This window comes from Roseateles sp. UC29_93 (assembly GCF_042695725.1).
Classification (GTDB): Bacteria; Pseudomonadota; Gammaproteobacteria; order Burkholderiales; family Burkholderiaceae_C; genus Roseateles; species Roseateles noduli_A.
Genome location: NZ_CP170545.1, coordinates 5,232,811 through 5,253,036 on the forward strand (window position 1 = coordinate 5,232,811; position 20,226 = coordinate 5,253,036).

Below are 20,226 nucleotides of genomic sequence, written 5' to 3' on the forward strand. Positions count from 1 at the left end.
CCCTCATGCGCGGCAATGCTTTCGCGACGGACATCAGGCGGCTCCCGGCGTCGACGGCGGCACCGGCGGTGCGGGTTGCGTCTGCTCATCCGAAGGCGCAACGGCGACCGGCGGCTCAGGCTCGGCCGGAGAAGCCTGCGCGGCCTGAGCGGCCTGCGCGCGCGCCGCCGCCAGCGCGCCGGACTTGCGCCCGATCGTCGTCGGCGCCTCGGCCTTCGCGGCGGAAGCCGCCAGCGCCTGCTTGTCCTGCAGCGCCTGCGCCATGCGGTCGAAGGCGGCGTAGAGCAGGCCGAATTCGTCCTTGCGCTGTTCTCGGATGCGGAAGTCGACGCGGCCACGGCCGATCTCGTCCAGCGCCTCCACGACCAGCTTGATGGGCCGCGAGAACCAGTTGGCGACGAAGAACATCGCGATCGCCACCGCCAGCACCGTCGTCACCGCGAGCACCGCCATCAACGTGCGCGACAGCCGCGCGACGCTTTCCAGCGGGCGCTCCGGCAAGCCCAGCGCGACACGCCCCACGGTCTTGTCCTGGAAGGTGATCGGCGAATCGAAGCCCAGGATCGCCGCGCCGCCCGCCGCGTGATACCGCGTGCGCTTGACGGCACCCTGCGCGCCCAGCGTCTCGCCCGGCGGCGCCTGATACGGCTTGCCGACGGTGTCGGGCAGGCTGGACGCGGCGACCACGCCGGCGCGGTCGATGACGGTGACGCTCTCGAAGTCACCCGTCTTCATGATCTCCTGCAGCGAGACGTCGACGGAGACCCAGTCCTCGCCCAGCGCCGCGGTGGCGTTCTGCGCGGCGATGAAGCGCGACAGCGCGGTGCCGTAGTCGGCCACCTGCTGCATCAGCGCGGCGTTCTGGCGCTGGCTGATGATGGAGCCGCTCACGGCCATCACGATGGCGACGATGCCGGCCATCATCGCGGCCCACTTCACGCGCAGCGGGATCAGCTTGGAGCGGCCCTTGTTGCGCGCTTCCTCGTCGATCTCGTTGAGCACCTTGACCAGCGAATCGGCGAGTTCGGCGCCGGTCTGGAAGCGGTTGTCGGGCGCCTTGGCCATGCAGCGGTCGACGACGCGGCGCAGCGACGCGGGGATCTCGGGGCGCAGCTTGTTGAGCGGCGTCGGGTCGTCCTTGGCGATCTTGAGCGCCAGGTTCACCACGCTGTCGCCGGTGAACGGGCGCACGCCGGTGAGCATCTGGTACAGCACGATGCCCACTGAGAACAGGTCCGAGCGCCCGTCGATCTTCTCGCCGTTCATCTGCTCGGGGGCCATGTATTGCGGTGTGCCGAGCACGTCGCCGACGCGGGTGCGCTGCTCCCCCTTGGTGGACTCCATGTGGGCGATGCCGAAGTCCATCACCTTGATGTCGAGCGTGCCGCGCACGCGGGCGATGTTGCCGGGCTTGATGTCGCGGTGGACGATGCCGCGCTTGTGCGCGTAGTCGAGCGCGCGGGCCAGCTGGATGGCCATCACGACGGTGTCGCGGATGGGCAGCGGCGTGCCGGGCTCGAGCAGGTCGGCCAGCGGCTCGCCGTCGAGCAGCTCCATGGCCATGTAGGGCCGGCCGTCGACCTCGCCCACGTCGTGCACGGTGACGATGTTGGGGTGCGACAGGCTGCCGGAGGCGCGCGCCTCGCGCAGGAAGCGGGCGTGGTATTCCTCGTCCTCGCACAGCGAGGCGTGCAGGAACTTGATCGCCACGTCGCGGCCGATGCTCGGGTCGTGGGCCTTGAAGACGCTGGCCATGCCGCCGCGTCCGATGCGGTCCAGCACCTGGAAGCGGCCGACCTGGCGCACGGGAGCCTCGTTGCTCGCGACCTTCGCGGCGAGCGTGCCGCCCGGCAGCGTGCCGGTGGACGGACGCCGCTCGGGCTCGGGCGGCAAGGCGCGCAGCGCCGCCACGGCGGCGGCGGCATCGGGATCGAGCACGGTCTCGGCGAATTCGGACGCGCCGAATTCGGATTCCTCGGCGTCGGCCACGGGCGCGGCGAACGGCGTCACCGACGCAGCGGGCGGGGCGACCGGCGGGGCGACCGGCACGGCGGGCGGTGTCACTTCGGGGGCCGGAGGCGCCACGGGCGGCTTGGCGACCGCCTCGACGGCGGGCGGCTTCGCCACGACAGCCTTCGCGGCCGGAACGAGCACCGTTTCATTGCCCGAGGGCTCAATGTCCGCGAGCGACTTGGCGGCGGCTGCGGGCGGCTCGACCGGCGCGGCTGGTGGAACGGGGGGCTGGGCAGGCGTCGAAGGCGTCGGGGCAGGAGTCACGGAAGAGGCTTCAGCGGGAATGGCGGATTCGGCGGCGGGCGTCGAGGGGGCGGGCTTCTCGGCGTGCGTGCGCGGGGTCAGCAGCGGGGCGGGCGCGATAACGGTGTGGTCGGTGTCGACGGGAATGTCGGCCGGCTTGCGACCGGCGCGCATCGAGAAGGTGTCGGGGAACGTCGGATCGATGAAGCTGATCTCGCGTTCATGCTGGACCGTCTCGGGGCCCTCGTCATGAGGCGGCTCCGGCTCCGGATCCGGCGCCGATGCGGGAACGGCGCGGTTGGCGGCGGTGTTCGGGGGCATGCGGTCCAGCGGCGCGCCGGCCGGCACGATGCGTGTCGCGTCCGGATCGAGCGTGGGATCGTCGGCCGCCGCCGGTGCGTTGCCCGGCTTGGCCGAGCGGGGATTGCCTTCTTTTCGTGACATCGAACGCCTCGCCGCGGCGAGGATCGCCGCCCAATGCGCATCGTCCCTGTCACGGGGATCGGGGGCAATGAACGAAACCACCAGAGCAAGGTCCTGGAGTTCGCTATGCCCCGCCCTGGTCGATTCAGAAGAAGCGCGCGACCCAGCGGTCTCCCACTTCCGAGTCCATCGTCGGATAGCTGATCTTTTCCAGATACTCGTCGCTGACCCAGACGGGCCGGAGCGCATTCGCAACGGCCCGGTACACGGGTAACGGATCGTTGCGGTTGACATCTCCGGCGACCGGCTCGAACGCCCGCTTGGACAAGCACCGCGCCGTCCTTCAGGTCCATCACCCGGCAATCGGCCGGCAGGACATCCCTCAACGCGCCACCACCGCCTAGCCGGTCCGCATGGCGGGGTCCCAAGGCCGTGAGCCAGTTGATGGTCATGAGACCGGCGGGTGCATGAAGCACCAGGAACGAGAAGTCGCCCATGGCCAGTCCCGGATGCCGCATCAGCCGGGGGACCGAGTGAGTCTCGAACGCGTCGGTCGCGTCGTTGTGCTCGGCATTCCAGGCGAATGCGGGGCCACACAGCCCGTAGTTGAGCGGCAGCCCTGCAAGCATCGAGGCGAAGGCCTCCCGCAGCGCATCCGGGCCGTCACGCAGGACATCGAGCGGCAGAAGAATCTGGATGCCACCCCGCGACAATTCCCTCGACGGCGCGTAGTGCACCGCGTCAAAAGCGGGCGGCGTGGCGTCAGCGTCAGGTTCTGCCGCCTGGAAGTGCGCACCGAAGGAGCCGCTGCCCAGCGTCAGGTCCGCATCGAGCCAGCGCGAAACGTCCGCCCACTCCGAAGGCTCGAAGGGGCGCATCGCCTCGTCGTCGTAGTCGCTGCAGAGACGGATGCTTGCGCCGAACCGTTGCATGAAGCCGTCATACAGGCGCTGGATCGCCGGCATGGCCGGCGCGAGCGGCCCGTCGAGCAGCAGGACGATCTCGATGCAGAGGTCGACCAGTCGGACACCGTCTTCATCGACGGTCACTTGTTCTCGAAGTTCAGTGAGAGTCATTGTTGGCAGCCCGTCATGTGCAGGCGCAGTCCTTGTCAGGCTTCATTTCGACGATCTTGTCCTTGTCGGCGCGACTCATGTTGCGCCGGGTGAAGCGCTGATTGCGGGTGTGAGTGTCCTTCGGAAACTTCACCTCGATGTACTTCGAGATGTTGCCCGGCGCGATGCCCCCGGCCGGCGACTTGAGCGACACGGCATCCCAGATCGTCAAGCGACCGCCAAGGGCCAGCGCCTCCTTGGCGATGCCACCAAAGGCGGCGACACCCGGCGCCATGCTGGTCAGCGCCGTCGTCCCGGCGATCGTGCGACCGGTCATCGAGACCAGCATGATCATCGGATCGCCTGGCGTCATCGGCGACAGCGCGGGAGCCTCCAGCAGCAGTCTCGGGTTCTTCGCCGTGTAGGTAGTGAAGTTTCCCCCATGCGTCTTGAATGATGACGAACTGAGGCGCTCCGCCATCATGTCCTGGCGCTTGCCCATGCCGGGCTTCCAGTTCTTCGTCACATGGCAGGCCGCATCGCAGAGCTCATCCGCGAGTTCCTTGTCCCCCAGTCGAGCCGCGAAGTCCGCCGTCGCGATGCCCTGGATCTCTCCGCCCAGGTTCGCCGCGTTCTCGTGGTTGTGGAACATCTTGTCCATCAACCGGGCGCAGTTCTTCCCGTTCATCTTCGTGTCGAAGGAGTACAGGATCCAGGTCGCCTCCTTCATGAAGGTGCTGGACTTGACGCCGCCGAGCGTGCCCGGATTGTCCCCGTTGGACATCGCGAACTTCGAGCCCTTGATGGCCGCCATCGCCTTGTCGCCCTTGACGGTGGTCGTGCCGTCGGACAGCGTCATCGACTGGGCGATGTTGGGATACGGGATCGGCACGGGACCGCCCGGGCTCGGGGTCTTGCAGACGTCCGGGATGGTGGCCGCGCTGATGCCGTTGCTGAACTTGTGGACCAGCGAGTTGACCGTTCCGTTGACCTTGATGGTGACCGGCATGGCGTCAGTCGATCCGGCTGCGAAGCACGGGCCACAACTGCGCGTGGAAGGTGCCGCACAGGCCGAGCAGTCCGTCGAGCAGGTCCGGGTGCGCCCGGAACCGCCACAGGCTCCAGGTCAGCCGGTTGTCCAGCCAGTCGATCTCCTCGTCGTACTGGAAGCCGCACTTCAGCGGATCGACGGGCGCGACCCCGTAGGCCCCCGATGAGGCGGCGTGGGCCCAGAACCGCAACAACTCCTCGATGCCCGCCTTGGCATCGTCCGGAGGGATGCCGTCAAAGGTCAGGTCCAGTTCGAACTGGTCCTGGCCTTCGTGCGAGATCTCCGCCTCGAACGGCAACGGCATCGTCGCGGGATAGGCGTGATCGAGCTTCGTCTCCTTCGCCAACCGGTACTGGCAGGCCCGGCCATCGCCGGACACCTCGATCCGACGCAGCAAGGTGACGACGTCGCTGCCCATGAACTGGCTCGCCAGGACCGACACGGCGCCGTCCACCGCCGGCCACCCCTTGAGCTTCCACGCGAAATCGTCCTTGCCCACCCGGACGGACTTGAACAGCGGCGTCATCGGATCGAAGTCACTTGCCGGCAGCACGCCCAGAGCACCGGTCGCACCGAGCACCCCGAAGTTCATCAGCTTGCCATGCAGCAGCGGACGGACCTCGTTCATCGGCAACTCGTCGTTCACCACGAAGCGCAGATGCGTCGTGACATCCGGGCCGAACAGGGGCCCCTCGGACAGGAGGAACTCGAATGGCAGCTCATAGGCAGTCGACAGGGTCATGCGCGGCGGACCTCAATGCAGTTCATGAAGGAAGCGTCGTTCGTAGCGGTCCAGCAGGTCGGCGTTGCCGGCGAAGCGGGCCCGTTGCAGCGCCAGGTCGTCGAAAAGCGTCATCGGTTCGAGGAACCGCGCCATCGCGCCGTACTGCGCGGCAGTCGGACCGTCGTGAACCCAGCCGGCAAACGGCGAGCCGGGAACCTGCAGACGCCATCGCCCGCGTGCCGATGCGGCCACCACGCCCGCGGCGCGCAGACCGACGAGTTCCTCTTCGCCGCCCGCGCGTTCGACCAAGGCATCGTCGAGCAGCACCATCCAGCGCGCACCCCGGCAGCGCCCGCCGATCTCCAGGCGTGTCGCGCCGTTGGTCGACACGTCCAGGGGTGGCACGCGCAAGCCCCAGCCGCCAGTGCCTGCGGAGGGCTCATCGTCGGGGGTCGCGTGGACTCGCCAACGCGGGCGCCAGATAGCCGCTCTCCAGCGGACCCGTCAGCAGGACGCCCATCAGCGCCTCCAGATGGTCCGGCCAACGCGGCTGCGCGCGCAGCGCATCGATCGAGAGCTCGGCCTGCCACCAGTGGCGCACCGGGCTGCCGGCCACTGCCGCATCGGTGTCGGCGACGAACTCGACCGATTGCTCGGCCGCCATCGGATCCGTGCCGGCGCAATACTCGGCGGAGAACAGGCTCCGCGCCCGCCCTGCCTGCGAGCGCCGCCACGCGGCAATGTGCGCGAGGAATTGCCCGGCCTCCGCACTCCGATAGCGACCCGCGCCCGCGCCGATCATCGCGGCGCCGGGCAGCGACCGCCACAGCGGGGAGGTCATCCACGCGCTGCTGGCGCGCTCCGCCCAGGCCACGAAGTCGTCCAGCGGACCGACGCAGAACGCGGCGGCGGTCAGGGTCATGCGCACGGGCGGCATGGTCGGCGCCTTCAGACCGGCAGCGGCGGAAGCGCCGGCAATTTCGTGACCGACGACACTACCTTCCCGGCCTTGTTCCACGCCGAATGGATCACCGTCGGCTGGCCGTCGCCGGTATAGCGCCCATAGGCCCGCTGCTGCTTGTTGGACATCTTCCCCTTGCCGCCGCAGTTGAACTTGAAGTCGATCGCCTTGGCGATGTTGTCCTTGGTGATGGGGAGCTTGGGGTCCTTCAGCACGAGCACATCGGCGACGAAGTTGCCCATGCCGCCGGCCGCCTTCAACGCGTTCTTGAACACGTCGCCCCAGCGCCGCACCAGTGAGCGCCCCACCAGGGCGACGCTGGTCTCGTAGACCTTGCGAGCTTCGTCGCGGGCCTTGCGAGCCACGCCCTCCAGCGCCTGGCCCTGCCGGTTGAACGCCACCTCTGAACGTAGCGGCGAATTGGGATTCTTCTTGTTGTACTCGTTGATCGAGTCCTCGCAGCACTGGTGCTTGCTTGAACCGAGGGCCGTGCAGGCCTTGCCCTTGGGAGGATTCGACGGGCTGTAGCCCGCCTTGCGGTTGATGGCGTCGTTGCAGTCTTCAGCCAGCTTCTGCAGATCCGCGTCAGTCACGCCGCCGAGTGCCTGCACGACGCCCGCCAGGTTGGCCGCGTTCTCGTGGTTGTGGAACATCTTGTCGGTCAGCCGCGCCGCGTTCTTCTTGTTCAGCTTGACGTCGAAGGAGTACAGGATCCACGTAGCCTCCTTCATGAAGGTACTGGACTTCACACCACCCGCGACGCCGGCGTTGTCGCCGTTGGACAGCGCGAATTTCGAGCCCTTGACCGCCGCCATGGTCTTGTCGCCACGGACCGAGGTCGTGCCGTCGGACAGCGTGATGGACTGGGCGATGTTGGGATAGGGAATGGGCACCGGCCCGCCAGGACTGGGCGTCTTGCAGACATCGGGGATGGTGGCCACGCTGATGCCACTGCTGAACTTGTGGACCAGCGTGTTGACCGTACCGTTGACCTGGATCGTGATCGACATGGCCTCACCCCCCGCCGAGACGATCCAGCAGCCGCTGCTGCCGCCACGCCGGCGCATCCACCGGGAACAGCGGCGTCCCCGGCCGCAGCAGGCACAGGTGCAGCGCGGCGAGCGACCTCGCCCGCTGACGTCCGCCGTGCAGCACGCGCAGGCAGTGCACCTCGCTCAACGGCTGACCCAGGAAAAGCCGTCCGTCCGCCGACAAGGTCGGCAGCCGCGACTGATGCGCCAGCCACCAGGCCCGCACCTGCTCGACGTTCGGCCACGGCAGCGCGACGTCCACCGGCACCTCCACGTCGTCGTCCTCCGGGTCCTCATTGGGGCCCTCGTCGAAGTCCTCCGGCGGCGGCGCCTCCAGGCCGTCCGTGTTCACGTCGGCGCCGGCGATCAGGCAGAAGGCCTCCAGCGCGATGCGCGCCGACGCGGGCTTGGTCATCTGGTCGATCAGCCACGGCAGGTAGCGCAGCTGGCCGGACAGCCCCGCGCCGACGATGCGCAGGCGCGCCGCGCCGGCCATCGTCTCCGCCTCGACCAGCAGGCGGTGGCCCTCCTGCACCGGCAGCGCGAGCACCGCCAGCCGGAACGCGTCCATCTGCCGCGTGCCTGGCCGCAGCGCGGCGCCGGTCAGCGCGGCCAGCGCCTTGCCGCGATCGCCCAGCAGCACGCCGGACCACAAGGCCCAGTAGCGTGGCTCGCTCTTCTCGTCGCCGATCAGGCCGAGCACCGGCTCCAGCCACTCGACGCGCCCGAGCTCGCCCGCCAGCCGCAGCGCCCGCGCGCGCTCGCCGGCATTGGTCGACCGCATCGACACCGACCAGCGCTCGCCCGCGTCCAGCCGGTGCGCGCCGTAGGCCTCCAGCGTCAGGCGCCGGCTCAGCGAATCGTCGGCCGGCATCAGCGCCTCGGCCTTCAGCGCCTCGTTAGCGCCGACCCAGCCCAGCGCCGAGGCAAGACCTGGCGCCGCCTCGGGCGCTTCCTTGGCGCGCCGCACCAGCGGCTGCCAGTCGTCCGGCCGCCCGTTCAGCGCCAGGACGCCGGCGACGAAGAAGTCCTCCGCGCAATCGTTGACCAGCGCGGCCTGGCACGGCGGCCAGGCCTCGTCGCCGGCCTCGACGAGCCCGTCGATCTGCGCGGCCAGTTGTTCGTCCAGATCGGCGAACTGCTGCGGCGAGTAATGCGGCGCGTCGAGCGCGTCACGCCGCTGCGTCCACAGGAATGCAGCCTCGTCACGGTAGGTCTCGATCTGGTCGGCGGTCACCGGCGCCGGAAGACCGGGATCGAAGCGGGCGTTGTCCATCGTCATGCCCGCACCGCCACGTCGGCGCGAATCACCGCCGCGCCGCGTCCGCCGCCGTCCGAGCTGCCCCACAGCAGCGTCAGCGGCCCCTTCGCATGACCCTTGCGGCAGGCGGAGGCCGCCAGCAGCAGATGCAGCGGCAAGCCCGCCGCGCCCACGTCGCCCCAGCAGTCCGCCGGCGCGAGGAAGTCCGTCGGATCGCGCAGCCGGTCGCGCACGCGCAGCCCGCAGAAACCGTATTCATCGGCGCGATACGCCTCTCCGTTCATGTCGCAGACCACGTTGTCGATCACCCCTCCCGCGGGCATTTCATCCAGCGCGCGGCGCAGGGCCTGCGTCAGGCCTTCGCCGATGCAGACCTCGCCGCTCTTGTTCAATTTCGATTCGCGGCCGAGCCCGACCGCAAGCACGTCCGCCCAGCCGCCGCCCGCCGCGGTCTCTCCCGCACGCGCCAGGAGCAGCGCGCCGGCGGCTTCACCGGGGATAAAGCCCCAGGCGTTGTTCAAGGGACCGGCACCGTGCAACTGCTCTTCGGCCTCGAGCCATTCGAGCGTCTCCGGCGCCAGATACGAGTCCACGCCCGCGACGACGACGGCGTCGACCTGCCCGCCGCGCAGCCAGGCGCGCGCCTGGTCGAGCGCCTCGAAGCCGCCCGCATGGCCGCTGGCGAAGAGCTGGCACGGGCCAAGCCAGGCGCCGAGGCGTTCGCGGCACAGCGCGCGCACGGCGTCGGCGGCGTCATCCGGACCGCCGGGACGCGCAGGCGGCAAGGCGATGGCGACGCCGATGCGGCCGTCGCGCCCATCGCGGGCCGTCGTCGCCGCACCGCCTGGCGCGAACACACCCGCCAAGGCCTCCGTCAACGCGGGCGCGAGCAGCGCGACCAGGCGTTCCGCGCCGCGCAGGGCGTCATCGACGCCGGCCACCCGCGCCACGCGCATCGGCTCGCCGGCGGTGTCGATCATGTAGGCGTGCTCGCTGAAGCCGCACAGCCCCGCACGCACCGCGGCGGCGGTCGAACGCGCATCGCCGCCCACCGGGGTGAAGGCGCCGATCGCCAGGACGCGCAGCGCCGGCGGAGCCGGTGCGGCGGGCGATCGCGGAGCAGTCGGTTCCTGGCGCATCTCAGGCCGCCTCCGTCCGATGACCGGAGGCATCGGCCTCGTCGGGCATCGGCGCCCCGAGCACGCCGTCGCGCAGATCCTGCTTGAGCCAGATCCGCGTGCGGTCGAGCTCGAGCACGCGCGGATGGCACGGCAGCGCGCTGTGGAAGACCAGCGAGACCCGGCGCTCGTCCGGCGCCAGGATGACGGTGTGCAGCTTCGGCGGCGGATGCTGCTCGCGGTGGCCGTCGTTGAAGAAGGTCTCCAGGCCGAGGAACACGCGCGGCAAGGCGAAGCGGAGCTGTCCGCCGCCCGGCGACAGGTTCAGCAGCGCGACGGGTTCACCGCCGCGCAGAAAGCCCGCGTGCTGCTGATCCGGCGGCGCGCACTGGTAGTGACGGTCGTCGAAGTCGTCGGGCAGCAGCGGCAGGCGCTCGCGCTGCCAGCGCTCGTCGTAGGTGCCGGCGAAGCGGCGACGCTCCGTCCAGTGGCTGCACAGCGCGCCGAAACCGGCCGGCACGGGCCGGTCCTTCCAGCCGCGGATCAGATGGTCGGGATCTTCGATGTTGGGCAGCGGCCGGCCGTCGACATGGTCGCCGTCGACCGCGTAGCCCTGCCCCAGCGGATTGCGCTCGTCCCAGGTCGCGGGATCGGCCTGGGGATCGACACCGCCGAAGGCGCGCTCCCACACGACGGGCATCGCCGTGAACGGCGCCGGACGGCCGATGCTGCGGCCTGACCAGACGCGATCGCCGAAGACCTTGAGCACCTTGGCGCGACCGCCCACCGCCACGCCGACGTCCAGCTCCGTCACCGGCGTGCCGCCGGGCGCATGGGCCTGTCCATCGACGATCACGTCGGTCGCGATCTTGGTCCGGATCAGGTCCGCGTCCGCCGACAGGCTGGTCGAGGCCGCGTCACCGCGATGCGCCGGACCGCGCAGCACCTCGGGCTGCGTCTCGGCCACGCGCGGCGTGCCGTCCGCCTGCAGCGTGAAGCTCGCCTTCACGGCCACCAGCCAGATCTCGGTGCCGTCGCGATCGCGCACCCAGCCGCGCTCGGCGGCGAACGGCGTGCGGTTCTGCAGTTGCCACATGGGGGATCCTGACGGGGTCCGGGACCGTCAGTTGATGTCGACGAACGCACCCTTGATGCGGTTCGCGCCGCTGGAGCGGCTCAGCACGTAGGTGCCCCGGATCAGGATCTTGCCGGCGGCGGTCAGCACGATGCTGGCCTCGCCGCAGCGCAGCTCGACCTGCTTCGCGCCGTTGAGCACGACGCGCTCGCCGTCGACCGTCACGGTCTGACCCCGTCGCGTCAGCGCGGGTCCGGCCGTCCCGGCAGGCGCTCCCTCGGGGTCGATTTCGGGTTCAGGCTCGGGCGCGGCCCCGCGCGCTTCCAGCTCGAGTTCGCGCGCGGCGTGGGCCGCACGGGCGCCGTGCCTCGGCGCCTCGGGCTCCGCATGCCGCATCGCGCGGCCCAGGATGACCGGCCGGGTCGGATCGCCGCGCTCGAGCGAGACGATGACCTCGTCGCCCTCATCCTCGACCTTCAGTCCGACGACGGACATCGCGACCACGGGCGGCAGGCCCTTGGCCATGCGGACCAGGAAACGGCCCTGCGCGTCGAAGCCGCAGAACATGCCGACCAGCACGCCGGCGTCGACGAGCCGCATGCGGTCCATCAGGTGCTCGGCGGCGGCGACGGCCGCGCGGGTCGGGTCGCCGCGACGGCGGTTGGGACTGGGAGCGGCGCCCAGGGGCCCCGCGTTGCCTGCTTGTTCGGCCATGTCAGTTCTCTCCGATCTTGGCGCCCTTGACGGCGACGCCGCCGCTGCCCTTGATGCCTACCGTGCCGCTGGCCTTGATGGTGATCTTGGATGCGGTGATCGTGATCCCGCTCGAGTCCATCACGATCTTGCTGCCGCCGGCCTTGAGCGTGATCGACGGCGCCTCGATCGTGGCGCTGCCGCCGGCCTTGGTCTTGTAGGTGCCCTTGGCGGTCTGCCCGATGGTCGCGGCCGACAGCTTGTGCGGACCGCCGACGCCGATCGACTGCAGCGCGCCGACGTTGACCCGCTGCAGCCCGCCGATGGACACCATCTGCGCGCCGCCGACGTTGATCGCTTCCGCCGCGCCCACGGTGTGCATGCGCGCCGCGCCGACCGTGTGGGCCTCGGCCAGCGAGACGGTGGTGGTCTGCGCACCGTTGACGGTGTGGCTGCGCACGCCGTTGACGGTGACCGTCTGGCCGGCGTTGATCGTCACCGTCTCGCCGCCGTTGACGGTCTCGGTGCGATGCGCGCCGATGGTGATGGTCTCGGCCGCGCCGACGGTCTCGGTGCGGCTGGCGCCGACCGAGGTGGTCTCGTTGGCGCCGACCGTCTTCGAGCGGTTCGATCCGACGCTGATCGTCTGGTTCACGCCGACGGTCTGCGTCTGGTTGTTCCCCACGGTCTCCGAGTCGTCCACGTCGACCGTGTCGGTGCGGTTGTTGTGGATGGTGGAGGTCTGATCGTGCTCGATCGTGGTGGCCATGTCGTACTGGCCGTGGATCGTGATCATCTCCTTGCCGGCGGTGTCGTCCATCGACATCTCGTTGTAGCCGGCGCCCTTGTGGGTCTTGGACTTCATGCCGCTGATGACGGCGGCGGCGGGCAGGCCGTACGGGGGCATCTGCTCGGCGTTGTAGACGCGGCCGGTGATGAGCGGCTGGTCGGGGTCGCCCTCGACGAAGTCGACCACCACCTCCTGCCCGATGCGCGGGATGGACACGCCGCCCCAGCCCTTGCCGGCCCAGGGCTGCGAGACGCGGATCCAGCACGAACTGGTCTCGTTGCGCTGGCCGCGGCGGTCCCAGTGGAACTGCACCTTCACGCGGCCGTACTTGTCGGTGAAGATCTCCTCGCCCGACGGCCCCGTCACGATCGCGGTCTGCGGGCCCGGCGCCATCGGCTTTGGCGTGCGGCGCTCAGGGCGGAACTGCTGGTCGGCGGGGATGGCGTTGAAGCGGCAGCGCAGCTCGGACTCGCCCGAGGCCGACTCCGTCGACGCCTGGCGCAGCTGCGTGACCGTGCCGGTGATGAGGTACTTCGCGTTCTGGTCGTCGCGCGGATGGCGGCTCAGCGACAGCAGATGGCCGGTGCGCACGCCCTGCGCGTTCGTGTCGCCGTCGAAGCGGGCGAAGGCGGTCTGGATCTCGTCAAGCCGGTCCTCGACGTACTGCGCGCCGTCGCTGCCCTGCACGTAGCCGCCGGGGTAGTCGAAGACCTCGCCGTCGGACAGGTCGTAGTCGCGGGCGCGGTCCAGCTGCGTTTCCAGCGAGGTCGAGGGCCGCTCGAAGTCGTAGTCGGTGATGACGACCTTGCCGGGCTTGAGGCTCTCCTGCGTGACCCCAGGTGTCGACGTACTCGAGCTCGGGCGGCGCGTTGTTCGCGCCGCCGTAGAACGGCAGGGTCTCGCAGTCCGGGGCGCAGTCGTGGGCGGAGGCGGCGTCGGTCAGCACCAGCGTGTGGCCGGACTCGTCGTGGGTGAAGTACCAGTAGATGCCCTCGTTCTCGAGCAGCCGGGCGACGAAGTTGAAGTCGGTCTCGCGGTACTGGACGCAGTAGGTCCAGGGCCGGTAGGCGCGCATCAGCTTGAACTCGTGGCGCGCGACCGGGTGGTCGTCGAAGACCGCCTTGACGATGTCGGGGACGGTCATCTCCTGGAAGATGCGGCAGTCGGCGGTGCGCGTGAGCAGCCACAGCCAGGGGCGCATCGTCATCTGGTAGACGGTGTGCTTGCCCTCGAAGCCGGTCTGCGCGAAGCGGGTGACGTAGCCGGCCAGGTGGCGGGGCGCGTCGTCGCGCAGGGCCATGGTCAGCGTCGCGGACTTGCCGAGCAATTCCGAGGCGCGGATGTCCTTGCGCTCGCTGAGCAGGGTCAGCGTGGTCTCGCCGAGGTCGCTCAGCGCCTCACGCGACGCGCAGGCGTGGACGCGGAGGACGTCGTCGTCGAGGGCGGTCTTGAGGCGGAATGGAGCTGCCATGGGCGGACCGTGAAAGCGGACCCGGAGCAATCGGACCTTCACGGTAGGCTTGTGGCCAGCCCCCCGAAAGCGACCAAAGTCATCCGCCACGGTTGCCACGGCCGCGAGGCGGGCAGTCCGCGTCGTTGCAAATCCTCGCCATAGTGCCGCTATGGCTGCGGTTTACGCCTAGCGGCCCTCCCGCCTCGCAGCCGCGGCGGCCGGCGCGGGGGGGACCCTGGCATGTCACCGGTGTGGGTGACGTGTGCGCCGCTGCGTGCGGCGCCGCACGTTCGTCATCGTTACATCGGCAGCGTCAGCGAGACGGTGATCGTCAGCACGGCGCCGTCGTCGTCGTAGTCGGCGGTGACCTCACGGCCCTCGACTTCCCACTGCTCCCACTCGAAGACGCCCTCTTCCTCCTCGCCGTCGACGGCTTCGCCGTAGGCGGCGGTGGCGGCCTCGCGGGTGGTCACCGGCGTGGTCGCGAACGGGCCGTTGCCCTTGTAGGGATCGACTTCCTCGCTGCCTTCGGGGTAGTAGAAGATCGCGCTCAGCACGTGCGTGCCGGGGCCCAACGGTTCACCGTAGTCGACCGCGTGGGTCTCGCGCGGGGAGAAGGACAGCACCACGCCGGCCTCCTTGAGGTGCACGAAGCCGGCGCGGATCTCCTTCTTGCGCTTCTGGGAGAGCTCGGTCGGCGCGGGCGTGCCGGCGGGCGTGGTGTGCGCGAGAACCGCGGCGATCAGCGGAGCGTCGAGCTCGGTCAGGCCCAGGAGGCTGGGGAGATCGGGGAGCGTCGGAATGGTGGTGGTGGTCATGAGGCTGAACGATACCCCGTAATGGGGTCACCGGGGCCGGGCGGGCGATCAGGCAGTTGGCGTGGGTACCGCGCTCACGAGCCGGCAGCCCAGGACGTGGAAGCGAATTCCACCCATAGCCGAGGGAGTTCCGTCAGTTCGCCCTGATGTGGATCCCGGACCTGGCTGCCCGCGATCACGAGCGGTTTCAGGCTGACGCGCTCAACCGGAGGCGCGTCGAGATCGATGTCCTCCACGATGGCCGCCTGCACGCAGACGCCCTGACGCCATCGGAGCAGCAGCGGCAGGTCGGGAGGGATGAAGCCGTTCAGGAACTCGGCGTGATCCTCCAGATCCAGCCACATCCAGGCGACTTGGGCCGGCATCGCATCCGCGCAGAGCGCGTCGAAGAGCGGCCGCAGCCGCAGACACTTCGGGCACCACGCCTCGGCGCCGATGATGACCAGCAGCTCCGCGTCGGGCCGTGCGAGTTGACGGGCCAGCGCTTGCGCGTCATTCCAAGGATCGAAGGTCGGCATGTCAGGCGGCCTGCTCGAGACCGATGCGGCGGAGTTGACGCGCCTGATGCCCAGGGCTCGCGCGCAGGTCGACAGCGTATTCGGGATGCATCCGCGTCAACGCGTCCGCCGCGATGAATCGCAGCGCCTGGGCGTGGTCGCGCGTCGGGTCGAGGATGTCCCGCAGGAGGTGCGGATGCACCGGATTCGCCAGCAGCAGCCGCTGGTCACGCGGCCACGCGTGACGGCTGGCCGGATGCGCGCGGACGCGCGTGACGTCGGGCAGAGGAAGGCCGGCGTCGGCATCGCGGCGCTCCGTTGTCATCGGTGCGTCGAGATCGAAGGGTGACTCCTCGGCCGTGAGCCCTTCTCCGGCTAGATCGACGGCCGTGAGGCACTGCCAGACCCATCCAGCCCAACGACCCTGCGCCGGATCCTGCATCGCGGCCACGACGAAGTCGAGCAGCGCCGGATCGCCATGACTCAGCGAAAAATTGAGCGCCTGCCTCACCGGCAGACGCGCCACCAGCCGCCCCGTCTCGGGATGACCGATCGGCAGCATGGCGGCGAGTTCACGGAGCCAGCGGTCCAGGCGGCGTCGCGCCGGCACGCGATACCAGCCGGTCGCCGTGGCGAGCACATCGGTCTGTTCCACGGTGCATTGCCAGAGCAGACCCGACAGGCGCGCCACGACGTCGGAGCTGCGGGCTTCCCGGGCTGCGCCCGCATGCCAGGCGATCACGGCCTCGGCGCGGACGGCGCTCGATGGGTCCTCGAACAGCGGCCGAAGCAGCCCTGGCCGCTCCCGTCCGACAGCGCGACAGGCGGCGGCACGGACATGGGGGTCGGCGTGTTGAAGCAGAACGGCAGCCGATTCGGGCACCGTGCCGCGCAGTGCGCTTGCCCGCAAGGCGAGCACGAGGTCCACCGGTTCCTCACTCGTCCAGGCCTTGTCGAGCCAGGCCCCGGCATCGGTCTCGCTGGCCCACGCCAACGCGGAAGCCGCTCCGCGCAGCACGGCATCCGGATGGCGACGGATCGTGCGCAGGACGCGCCAGATCCGGTCATCACGCGAATCGGAATCGCCGAGCAAGGCGCAATACATCGCTACGAAGGCCTCCCCGGCCTTGCCCCAGCGGTCGAGACCGGCGATGGCCAGTTCGTACGACAACGGCGTATTCAGGCGCAGGCCTTCGAGATTGGCCTCGAGCAGATGCGCGAAGTGCCGGGCCCGCTCGGCGCCGAGATGCGTGGCCTCTGCGGGACGATCCAGCGTCGTCCAGTAGAACGCGGCGTCTTCCACATGTCGCGCCACGATGGGCGAAACGAAGGGGCGGTCCAGTGCGACGGAATCCATCTGTTCCTCGGGCATGAGTTCGGGTGCGGACAGCGGGGCCGTCAGTTCTTGTAGGGGGCAACGACCTTGCGCCAGGTCTTACCGTCGAAAGTCGAGACCGTCCACAGGTCCGCAACAACGAGCAGGCCGTCGTGCGCGTCCATGTGGCCCGAGGCCAGGATGGGCTTGCCCTCGTGCTCGGGCGCCACGATCTCGTGCCCGTTCCACACGCGGAGCTGGTAGTCGGAAGCGAGCCAGAGCTGACCGTTGAACCAGCGCGTGTCGTTCCACAGGATGCTGGAGCCGCGCTGTTCCAGCAGGCGCCAGGTGGACTGCTGCCCCACCCACAGGCTGCCGCCTTCGCCGGTGATGTACACGTTCCCGTCGCCGCCGCAAGTCACCGTCGCCAGTTGCTCGTTCGTCGGGAAGTCCATCTGGCGCCACTCGCGACCGTTGAAATGCCAGACGTCGCCGTGACCGCCGACCGCGTACATGTCCGATTCCGAGAAGGCATCCAGGTCCTTGAAGCCGGCCGCCTGCAGTTCGTCTTCGTTCTGGGACATGGGGATGCCTTCGACCCGCATCCAGCGGCCCACCGCCACGCGCTTGTACAGCGTGCGGGCGATGCCGATGGAGTACGTGAAACCGAAGAGACACTTCATGCGGCTTGTCGCCGGGCGGGCCCCCACGGCGATCTTCTCGAGAGGTCCATTGCCGCCCCCGAGCGGCCAGGCGTCGCCGTCCCGTCCCCTGGACACGACGATCCCGCCCGGCCGCTCGAACGGCGCACGGCTGACCCCAAGCTTCGGAAACGCCATGTTCTGCAGCTCCTGGCACTCCAGGTTCTGGTCCGACGTGTCGTCGAGAAACACGCTGAAGATGCGAGTGGGTACGTCGGCATCGAGCAGGTGCGTCGTCTCGTCATGCGGCAAGGATTTGCGGGCGACCAACTGAAGGATGTCGCGATTGCGTACGGCGACACCGGTGATCTCGAAACCTTCGACGATCTCCTGCCACTTCTTCAGTGAAACGTGCGGACTGCTCATGGAGGTGGACAGCCGGTTCAGTCCTTGTATGGCGCGACGACCTTGCGCCAGGTCTTGCCGTCAAAAGTCGAGACCGTCCACAGGTCAGCGACGGCAAGAAGACCGTCGTGGGCGTCCATATGACCCGAGGCCACAATGGACTTTCCCTCATGCTGAGGGACGACGATCTCTCGACCGTCCCAGACTCGCAACTGGTAGTCGGAGGCCAACCAGAGTCGCCCCTGGAACCACCGCACGTCGTTCCAGAGCACAGTGGACTCTCGCTTCTCCAGCAAACGCCAGGTCGAATGCTGACCGACCCAGAGACTACCGCCCTCGCTGCTGATGTAGACGTTGCCATCCCCGGCGCAAGTCACCGTCGCCAGACGCTCGTTGGTCGGGAAACCCGACTGGCGCCATTCGCGTCCGTTGAAATGCCAGACATCGCCGTGGCCGCCAACCGCGTAGAGGTCATTTTCTGAAAAGCCGTCGATGTCGTCGAAACCGGAGGCCTTCATTTCCTCCTCGTTGCGTGGTGTCTCGATCCCCGCCACCTTCTCCCAGCGGCCCACGGCGACTCGCTTGTAGATCTCGCGCGCAGTGCCGACCGCATAGGTATGCGCTCCGATGAATTTCAGGCGTGAGGTGCCGGGCCATTGCCCGGTGGCAATCTTCTCGAGCGGCCCGTTGCCGCCGCCAAGGGGCCAGGTGTCACCATCTGCATTCATCGCGGCCACGAGCCCGCCAGGACGGGCAAACGGAGCCCGACTGACACCCAGACTCGGAAACGGCATGTGGCTCAATTGCTGACATTCGATGTTGTTCTCGGTCGAGTCATCCAGAAAGATGCTGCTCAACCGGGTAGGAATGTCGCTGTCCTTCATCAGCGATGCCTGGGCCGCCGGAACGTGCTGCCGCGACAGCATCTGGAGGACGTTGCGATCGCGGACGGCAATACCGGTGATCTCGAAACCTTCGACGATCTCTTGCCACTTCTTCTTTGAAACGTGCGGACTGCTCATGTCGGATGGTGAGTTGATTAACGGCCGCCGGGAGCCGTCGGCGTGGTCGGCGCCGGGGCATCAGGAGTGACGACCTTCGATTGCTCATTGACCATGGCCGGACGCGCACCGCGGCAGACGCGGTCGTAATACGACTCCAGCTGCGCGCGGATGCACTCCTTCGAACAGCCTGAAAGCGGAAAGGCTTCCTTGTGCGAGTCGGCGGCAGCATCGATCGCGTCGTCCATGCTCATTCGCATGTCTTGACCAACCTTGCCCAGCTTCTGCTTGGACCGATGCAGGCGCGCCAACGCTTGGTGCGCCCGGGCGTGACTGCCGTGATTCTGACTGAAACCCTCGACGCAGACCGTTGGCGCGACACCATGCTCATATTCGGGACAGACGTCCTTGACCGAACCGCCAGGAATCAGGTGATGCCCGGTTTGGCCAGGACAGCAGCCGCCGGATGACGCCGACTCGATCTTCGACCTTCCGCGTTTACCCAATGGGTTGCCCGCGCCGTCGCCGTCATAAGGTACGAGGTTGCACTTTCTTGCACGCGTGCAGTCGTTGACGGTCGCCAAGACGTCCTGTCCCTCGGTCGCCAGTTTCAATACATCTTCGTCCGAGAGGTTCTTGAAATCGCCGAATTTCTGACCCAACGCCTGCAGATCTTTGGCCTTCTTCGTCAGGACTTCCAGACGCTCCAGGGACTCGGTCGCCACGCTACGGATTTCAGAGATATCGCCGACCGCCACGGCGGCATCGACCACCGACCATAGGGCCATCGCTGCATTGCCCCATGCGGGAACGGCGCTTCCGGCGAGTTGCTTCGCTCCCGCCTTGGCTCCCCACTTCATCGCCGCATTCTTGCCAGCGTTGAAGGCCATGTCCGTCAACTGCTCCTTCAAGGCGTTCATCAAGTTGAGTTCCTCAGGCAGATGCTTGTAGGCCTCTTCAAGCTTGCCCGCGTACTCCTTTGCTTTTTCCGCCGTATTCACCATGGCGCCGAGCCCGTCGCAGTGGTCGTCGGTCCAATGCCACCCTGCGCCGTCACGTCGTGACGCCTTGTCGTTCTTCGATCGGAATTTCCGCAACAACTGCGACAGTTTGCTGTGCTTCTTCAGCGCATTGCGCGACTCGGAGTGGTCCTTCTCGGGCGCACATGCCCGCTCGACACGAGCCTCTTCCTTCTTGCACGGATGCCCACCCCAGAATCCCCGCGAGACATACGGGAACGTCGGCGTGTTGCTCGGCATCGAGCCGTGGTTATGCGTGACCAGGTCCAGGTTGCGCGGCACGCCGAAGCCCTCGAACACCACGTCGCTCGACCAGTTGGTGAAGTACGCCTTCCCCTTGATGACGCCCGTCGCGACGCCCTTGCCGAAGGCTTGCGTCGCGGGTTCGTTCCCGATGCTGGTGTCGAACCTCGACTTGTTCTCGATGGCCACCATCTGGCCGACAATCATCACGGTCTTCGTCCCGTTGACGATGGAGTCGGCGAAGCAGGTGTTGGGATACGGAATGACGACCGGGCCGGCGGCCGGCCCCGGCGGACTCCAGCAGGGATCGGGCGACGCGCTCGACGACACTCCGGAAGAGCCGACCGCCTTGCTGGCGATCTCCTGGCCGTTGGCGTAGACGTGGGTAGCTGGCAT

General features: G+C 68.5%; 19 protein-coding genes and 1 pseudogene. All 20 read right to left on the reverse strand.

Going from position 1 to position 20,226, the window contains the following annotated elements:
- Window positions 1-33: 33 nt before the first annotated feature.
- A complete protein-coding gene (locus tag ACFJIX_RS24255; RefSeq protein ID WP_377155208.1) occupies window positions 34-2,700 on the reverse strand; it encodes a protein kinase in 2,667 nt (888 codons plus the stop codon).
- 124 nt (window positions 2,701-2,824) lie between these two features.
- A complete protein-coding gene (locus ACFJIX_RS24260; RefSeq protein WP_377162112.1) occupies window positions 2,825-3,007 on the reverse strand; it encodes a hypothetical protein in 183 nt (60 codons plus the stop codon).
- Window positions 3,008-3,050: 43 nt separating this feature from the next.
- Window positions 3,051-3,755 (reverse strand): annotated as a pseudogene (locus tag ACFJIX_RS24265) (type VI immunity family protein); the annotation flags it as partial.
- Between the two features lie 13 nt (window positions 3,756-3,768).
- Complete coding sequence (locus tag ACFJIX_RS24270) at window positions 3,769-4,743, reverse strand: DUF4150 domain-containing protein (protein ID WP_377155209.1); 975 nt, start codon at window positions 4,741-4,743, stop codon at window positions 3,769-3,771.
- Window positions 4,744-4,747: 4 nt separating this feature from the next.
- Window positions 4,748-5,527, reverse strand: coding sequence for a hypothetical protein (locus tag ACFJIX_RS24275; protein ID WP_377155210.1), 780 nt, complete (start codon window positions 5,525-5,527; stop codon window positions 4,748-4,750).
- Between the two features lie 12 nt (window positions 5,528-5,539).
- The gene (locus tag ACFJIX_RS24280) at window positions 5,540-5,914 is read right to left on the reverse strand and encodes a type VI immunity family protein (protein WP_377161940.1); all 375 of its coding nucleotides are present in this window, start codon (window positions 5,912-5,914) and stop codon (window positions 5,540-5,542) included.
- 34 nt (window positions 5,915-5,948) lie between these two features.
- Window positions 5,949-6,446 (reverse strand): hypothetical protein, encoded by a 498-nt coding sequence (locus ACFJIX_RS24285; RefSeq protein ID WP_377155211.1) that lies wholly within the window; start codon window positions 6,444-6,446, stop codon window positions 5,949-5,951.
- Between the two features lie 11 nt (window positions 6,447-6,457).
- On the reverse strand, window positions 6,458-7,480 hold the full coding sequence (locus ACFJIX_RS24290; protein ID WP_377155212.1) for a DUF4150 domain-containing protein: 1,023 nt from the start codon (window positions 7,478-7,480) through the stop codon (window positions 6,458-6,460).
- 4 nt (window positions 7,481-7,484) lie between these two features.
- Window positions 7,485-8,783 carry a TIGR02270 family protein gene (locus tag ACFJIX_RS24295; RefSeq protein ID WP_377155213.1) on the reverse strand — a complete coding sequence of 433 codons (1,299 nt, stop codon included), beginning with the start codon at window positions 8,781-8,783 and terminating at the stop codon, window positions 7,485-7,487.
- Window positions 8,780-9,901 carry a beta-ketoacyl synthase N-terminal-like domain-containing protein gene (locus ACFJIX_RS24300; protein WP_377155214.1) on the reverse strand — a complete coding sequence of 374 codons (1,122 nt, stop codon included), beginning with the start codon at window positions 9,899-9,901 and terminating at the stop codon, window positions 8,780-8,782. The genes ACFJIX_RS24295 and ACFJIX_RS24300 overlap by 4 nt, the downstream gene beginning before the upstream one ends.
- Before the next feature lies 1 nt (window position 9,902).
- Window positions 9,903-10,976 carry a DUF2169 domain-containing protein gene (locus ACFJIX_RS24305; protein ID WP_377155215.1) on the reverse strand — a complete coding sequence of 358 codons (1,074 nt, stop codon included), beginning with the start codon at window positions 10,974-10,976 and terminating at the stop codon, window positions 9,903-9,905.
- A gap of 27 nt (window positions 10,977-11,003) precedes the next feature.
- Complete coding sequence (locus tag ACFJIX_RS24310) at window positions 11,004-11,669, reverse strand: DUF6484 domain-containing protein (RefSeq protein ID WP_377155216.1); 666 nt, start codon at window positions 11,667-11,669, stop codon at window positions 11,004-11,006.
- Between the two features lies 1 nt (window position 11,670).
- Window positions 11,671-13,200, reverse strand: coding sequence for a type VI secretion system Vgr family protein (locus tag ACFJIX_RS24315; protein ID WP_377161942.1), 1,530 nt, complete (start codon window positions 13,198-13,200; stop codon window positions 11,671-11,673).
- On the reverse strand, window positions 13,082-13,909 hold the full coding sequence (locus tag ACFJIX_RS24320) for a type VI secretion system Vgr family protein (RefSeq protein WP_377155217.1): 828 nt from the start codon (window positions 13,907-13,909) through the stop codon (window positions 13,082-13,084). The genes ACFJIX_RS24315 and ACFJIX_RS24320 overlap by 119 nt, the downstream gene beginning before the upstream one ends.
- Window positions 13,910-14,190: 281 nt before the next feature.
- Window positions 14,191-14,709 carry a hypothetical protein gene (locus ACFJIX_RS24325; protein ID WP_377155218.1) on the reverse strand — a complete coding sequence of 173 codons (519 nt, stop codon included), beginning with the start codon at window positions 14,707-14,709 and terminating at the stop codon, window positions 14,191-14,193.
- 74 nt (window positions 14,710-14,783) lie between these two features.
- Window positions 14,784-15,227, reverse strand: a complete 444-nt coding sequence (locus ACFJIX_RS24330) for a hypothetical protein (protein WP_377155219.1) — start codon at window positions 15,225-15,227, stop codon at window positions 14,784-14,786.
- A gap of 1 nt (window position 15,228) precedes the next feature.
- Window positions 15,229-16,563 carry a hypothetical protein gene (locus tag ACFJIX_RS24335; protein ID WP_377155220.1) on the reverse strand — a complete coding sequence of 445 codons (1,335 nt, stop codon included), beginning with the start codon at window positions 16,561-16,563 and terminating at the stop codon, window positions 15,229-15,231.
- A 41-nt stretch (window positions 16,564-16,604) separates the two neighbouring features.
- Complete coding sequence (locus ACFJIX_RS24340) at window positions 16,605-17,588, reverse strand: hypothetical protein (protein WP_377155221.1); 984 nt, start codon at window positions 17,586-17,588, stop codon at window positions 16,605-16,607.
- Between the two features lie 17 nt (window positions 17,589-17,605).
- Window positions 17,606-18,589, reverse strand: a complete 984-nt coding sequence (locus tag ACFJIX_RS24345) for a hypothetical protein (RefSeq protein ID WP_377155222.1) — start codon at window positions 18,587-18,589, stop codon at window positions 17,606-17,608.
- Between the two features lie 17 nt (window positions 18,590-18,606).
- The gene (locus ACFJIX_RS24350; RefSeq protein ID WP_377155223.1) at window positions 18,607-20,226 is read right to left on the reverse strand and encodes a PAAR-like domain-containing protein; all 1,620 of its coding nucleotides are present in this window, start codon (window positions 20,224-20,226) and stop codon (window positions 18,607-18,609) included.

Bases quoted from the DNA above. Each gene is read 5' to 3' on its own strand.
- ACFJIX_RS24310 (WP_377155216.1), bottom strand. From the start codon at position 11,669: ATGGCCGAACAAGCAGGCAACGCGGGGCCCCTGGGCGCCGCTCCCAGT.
- ACFJIX_RS24275 (WP_377155210.1), bottom strand. From the start codon at position 5,527: ATGACCCTGTCGACTGCCTATGAGCTGCCATTCGAGTTCCTCCTGTCC.
- ACFJIX_RS24305 (WP_377155215.1), bottom strand. From the start codon at position 10,976: ATGTGGCAACTGCAGAACCGCACGCCGTTCGCCGCCGAGCGCGGCTGG.
- ACFJIX_RS24295 (WP_377155213.1), bottom strand. From the start codon at position 8,783: ATGACGATGGACAACGCCCGCTTCGATCCCGGTCTTCCGGCGCCGGTG.
- ACFJIX_RS24270 (WP_377155209.1), bottom strand. From the start codon at position 4,743: ATGCCGGTCACCATCAAGGTCAACGGAACGGTCAACTCGCTGGTCCAC.
- ACFJIX_RS24300 (WP_377155214.1), bottom strand. From the start codon at position 9,901: ATGCGCCAGGAACCGACTGCTCCGCGATCGCCCGCCGCACCGGCTCCG.
- ACFJIX_RS24285 (WP_377155211.1), bottom strand. From the start codon at position 6,446: ATGCCGCCCGTGCGCATGACCCTGACCGCCGCCGCGTTCTGCGTCGGT.
- ACFJIX_RS24320 (WP_377155217.1), bottom strand. From the start codon at position 13,909: ATGGCAGCTCCATTCCGCCTCAAGACCGCCCTCGACGACGACGTCCTC.
- ACFJIX_RS24335 (WP_377155220.1), bottom strand. From the start codon at position 16,563: ATGGATTCCGTCGCACTGGACCGCCCCTTCGTTTCGCCCATCGTGGCG.
- ACFJIX_RS24345 (WP_377155222.1), bottom strand. From the start codon at position 18,589: ATGAGCAGTCCGCACGTTTCAAAGAAGAAGTGGCAAGAGATCGTCGAA.
- ACFJIX_RS24255 (WP_377155208.1), bottom strand. From the start codon at position 2,700: ATGTCACGAAAAGAAGGCAATCCCCGCTCGGCCAAGCCGGGCAACGCA.
- ACFJIX_RS24290 (WP_377155212.1), bottom strand. From the start codon at position 7,480: ATGTCGATCACGATCCAGGTCAACGGTACGGTCAACACGCTGGTCCAC.
- ACFJIX_RS24325 (WP_377155218.1), bottom strand. From the start codon at position 14,709: ATGACCACCACCACCATTCCGACGCTCCCCGATCTCCCCAGCCTCCTG.
- ACFJIX_RS24350 (WP_377155223.1), bottom strand. From the start codon at position 20,226: ATGCCAGCTACCCACGTCTACGCCAACGGCCAGGAGATCGCCAGCAAG.
- ACFJIX_RS24330 (WP_377155219.1), bottom strand. From the start codon at position 15,227: ATGCCGACCTTCGATCCTTGGAATGACGCGCAAGCGCTGGCCCGTCAA.
- ACFJIX_RS24340 (WP_377155221.1), bottom strand. From the start codon at position 17,588: ATGAGCAGTCCGCACGTTTCACTGAAGAAGTGGCAGGAGATCGTCGAA.